General features: G+C 73.3%; 5 protein-coding genes. 3 read left to right on the top strand and 2 right to left on the bottom strand.

The genetic code is table 11. The features are described 5' to 3' along the window. Positions 1-226: 226 nt before the first annotated feature. Together Q0L15_RS05470 and Q0L15_RS05475 are read left to right on the top strand one after the other, a co-directional pair. Positions 227-982 carry a hypothetical protein gene (locus Q0L15_RS05470; protein WP_296602805.1) on the top strand — a complete coding sequence of 252 codons (756 nt, stop codon included), beginning with the start codon at positions 227-229 and terminating at the stop codon, positions 980-982. After that, positions 979-1,551: an RNA polymerase sigma factor gene (locus tag Q0L15_RS05475; protein WP_296602807.1), complete on the top strand. Its 573-nt coding sequence runs from the start codon at positions 979-981 to the stop codon at positions 1,549-1,551. Before Q0L15_RS05470 ends, Q0L15_RS05475 begins: the two co-directional genes overlap by 4 nt. Here Q0L15_RS05475 and Q0L15_RS05480 read toward each other — a convergent pair. Continuing rightward, on the bottom strand, positions 1,515-2,369 hold the full coding sequence (locus Q0L15_RS05480; RefSeq protein WP_296602809.1) for a thioesterase family protein: 855 nt from the start codon (positions 2,367-2,369) through the stop codon (positions 1,515-1,517). The genes Q0L15_RS05475 and Q0L15_RS05480 overlap by 37 nt on opposite strands. Before the next feature lie 53 nt (positions 2,370-2,422). After that, entirely contained in the window at positions 2,423-2,599 is a 177-nt protein-coding gene (locus Q0L15_RS05485) for a hypothetical protein (protein ID WP_296602810.1), read from the bottom strand. Positions 2,600-2,742: 143 nt separating this feature from the next. On the opposite strand from Q0L15_RS05485, the gene Q0L15_RS05490 reads away from it, so the two are divergent. After that, on the top strand, positions 2,743-3,235 hold a 493-nt coding region (locus Q0L15_RS05490; protein WP_296602812.1), incomplete at its 3' end, for a hypothetical protein.

The following is a 3,235-nucleotide window of genomic DNA, read 5'->3' on the forward strand; positions in this document are numbered from 1 at the left end:
CGGCACCGAGCACGGCCACGACGGCGAGCACGGCCACCAGGGCGGCAACGACGACGGCGACGACGAGGGCAAGAACAGCAACGGCCCGAACGAGCACGCCGGCGACCACCCGAACGAGCACGCCTCCCCGGCCCCCGCGGAGGGCTGACACCCCCAGGACCGGCGGTCCCGGCGTGACCCACCCCCGACTAACGTCGGGACCGCCAACCCTGGGAGGAGACCCCCCATGGCCGACCACCCCACGCTGAGCGCGCAGCTGCGCACGCCCGCTCCGACCCTGGAGCCGGATGACGTCCTGCTCGCGCGCCTCAGTGCGCTCGCCGCGGCCGGCGCACCCGCACCGGCCAGCGCAGCGGCACCGCGCGTGAACTGGCGCGTGGGGCTGGCCGCGGCGAGTGTCGCGGCCGTCGTGGTCGGTGCCGCCTGGCTGGGAGGGCTGGGCGGCACCGACACCCCCCACGACCCGACGCCGGCCAACAGCCCCACGGCGCCCGGTCCGTCCCCCAGCACCAGTGGCTCCCCCGACGCCGCCCGTTCGCCCAGCGCCTCGATCACGGGCCTGCCCGGCGGCCTGCCGCCGGGGCCCGGATCCGCCCTCGATCCCGATGCGGCGACCTCGGACCACCAAGCCGACCCGCCCACGTCGGGCGCGGCCGACCCCGCCTCACCGGCTCCCGGAGGGGCGGCGAGCTCCCCGGGCCAGGGACCCGACCAGGGAGCTGACCAGGGCGCTGACCAGGGCAACGGCCAGGGGAACGGCCAGAGTGACGACCAGGGGGACGGCCACCCCGGTCAGGGCGACGACCACCCCGGCCAGGGCCAAGGTCCCGACGAGCACGCCGGTGACCATCCCGACGAGCACGCGTCCAGCCACCCGTCCCCGCCTGCAGGAGGCCAGGGAGACGACCAGACGACAGCGGACAAGGACCAAGCCGCCGGAGATCAGCCCGGCGACGGAGCAGGTGGCAGACAACCCAGGTGAGCAGCGACGACGAGGTCGTGGCGGCCGCGAAACGCGGTGACGCCGAGGCTTGGCGCGCCCTCTATCGGGACCACGCCGGCCGGCTCCTCGTGTGGCTGAGCACCCGCCCCAGCGGCGACAGCGCCGTCACCGCCGAGGATCTCGCCGCGGAGACCTGGCTGGTCGCCGCCGAGCGGATCCACTCGTTCACGGGCACCTCCGCGGACTTCGCCGGCTGGCTGTTCGGCGTCGCCCGCAACCACGGCAGCAACACCCACCGCCGCAGCCTGCGGCGCGCGACCTACGCGACCGACCCCCACGAGATCGGTGAGCCCGGTGTCGTCGCGGGCCCCGAGTCGTCGTACGCCGCCCAGGACTGGGTGGTCCAGGCCCTGGGGGCCCTGCCGCCGCGTGAGCGCGACGTGGTCGGTTGTCTCGACGTCGTCGGCCTGGACGTCGAGACGACGGCGCGAGCGCTGGGCATGTCCGCGGTGGCCGTCCGCGTCGCCCGACACCGCGGGCTCAAGCGCCTCCGTGCGCTGGCGCCCGGACCTCAGGACACCAGCAGCGAGCGCAGCCCCGCCAGATAGGGCTCCGGAGGCGCCACCGACCGTTCGGTGCGCGGGTCGAAGAACACGATGGCCACCCGGGCCCGGGCGAGCACGGTCTCGCCGTCGAGGATGAGCGACTCGATGGTCGCGGAGCGCTGGCCGATCCGCGACGCCCACGACCAGGCCTCGTACGGCTCGGGCCGGAACAGGATCGGCGATCGGTAGTCGACGTCGGTCTGTGCGACCACCAGCGAGATCGGGTCGAGCCCCCGCCAGATCTCGGCGGTCAGCTGGATCCGCGCCTCCTGGAGGTACTCGAAGTACTTCACGTTGTTGACGTGCCCGTAGACGTCGACGTCGGAGAACCGCACCTGGACCGGGGCGTGCACGGCAGCGGCCGGCCGAGCGGAGGCCAGCGGGACGCGCACCGCCGGCTCGGCGGGCTCGAGGAACACCTCCAGGCTCGCCCGCTCGTCCGCGGTGAGCCGCCGGGGCCGCTCGCTCGCGAAGACGTACGGCGTCAGCACGGTCGTGGCCCGGGCATGGACGCGTCGCTCGCCGTCGGGTTGCTCGTGGAAGATCTCGTAGGCCAGCGTGAACGTCGCGGCCCGGATCTCGGTGACCCAGGACTCGATGGTCACCGGCTCGAACCCGAAGGCGAGCGGGGCGAGGTAGCTGGCCTCGTGTCGCACCACGACGACCCCCTCGGCGAGCTCACCGGTGTGGGCGGCCGGACCGTGGGTGCGGAGCATGTCCACGCGGGCCTCTTGGAGGTAGTCCACGTAGACGACGTTGTTGACGTGCCCCAGCAGGTCCAGGTCGGCCCAGCGCAGGGGGCAGCGATAGGTGTGCCGCACGGGGCGATGCTGCCAGATGCCCGCGTGCCGACGGTCAGCTGGCGAGCGCCCGCTCAGGGAGTGAGAACCATCCGGCGGTAGTGCGTGCGCATGGACTCGTGGCGAGCCAGGCGGTCGCGGCGGTTGCGCGCGAAGAACTCGATCAGCACGCCGACGGCCACGGCCGCGGCGAGGATGCCGACAGCGATGAACACCATCGCGACGACACCGAGGTAGGGAGAGGAGATCACGACCGCGCCTTTCTACGGATGTAGAGTCTACTTATGTAGAAGGTACCGCCGGGATCAACCGGGGACAAACCGTCGAGGGAGCACGGGGTAGTGTCCCGGCTCACAGCCAGGTGGCCGCCGTCGAAGCGGCCGGAGAGGTCGTGATGTCGTCCGCGAGTCCGCGCCGTCGTCAGCTGCTCGACGCCGCCTTGCACGTCATCGCCGACGAGGGACTCCGCGGGCTCACCCATCGCGCGGTGGACCGCAGGGCGGGGCTGCCCGAGGGCACCTGCTCGGCCTACCTGCGCACCCGGTCCGCACTGCAGGGGGCGCTGACCGAGTACGTGGCCCACGCGCTCCTCGCCGACGTGGACGAGCTGGCCGAACAGCTGCGTGACGACTGCGAGGGCGAGCAGGAGAGCGTGCACGCCGCCTTGTCGCTGTTCTTGCGCTGGCTCGACCAGCGTGAGCTCCTGGTCGCCCGTCTCGAGCTCAGCATGGCCGCGACCCGCGACCCGCTCCTGGCCCAGCTGCTCGCCGACCAGCGCGCTCGCCTCATCACCGTCGTCGAGGGGATCATGGCGGCCACCGGCAAGGGCGATGTCCGCGAGCGCGCCGAGACGCTGGTGGCGTCGTACGACGGCGTCCTGCTCGCGG

The sequence above is a fragment of the Nocardioides sp. genome (assembly GCF_024509035.1).
In the GTDB taxonomy this organism is placed as follows: Bacteria; Actinomycetota; Actinomycetes; order Propionibacteriales; family Nocardioidaceae; genus Nocardioides.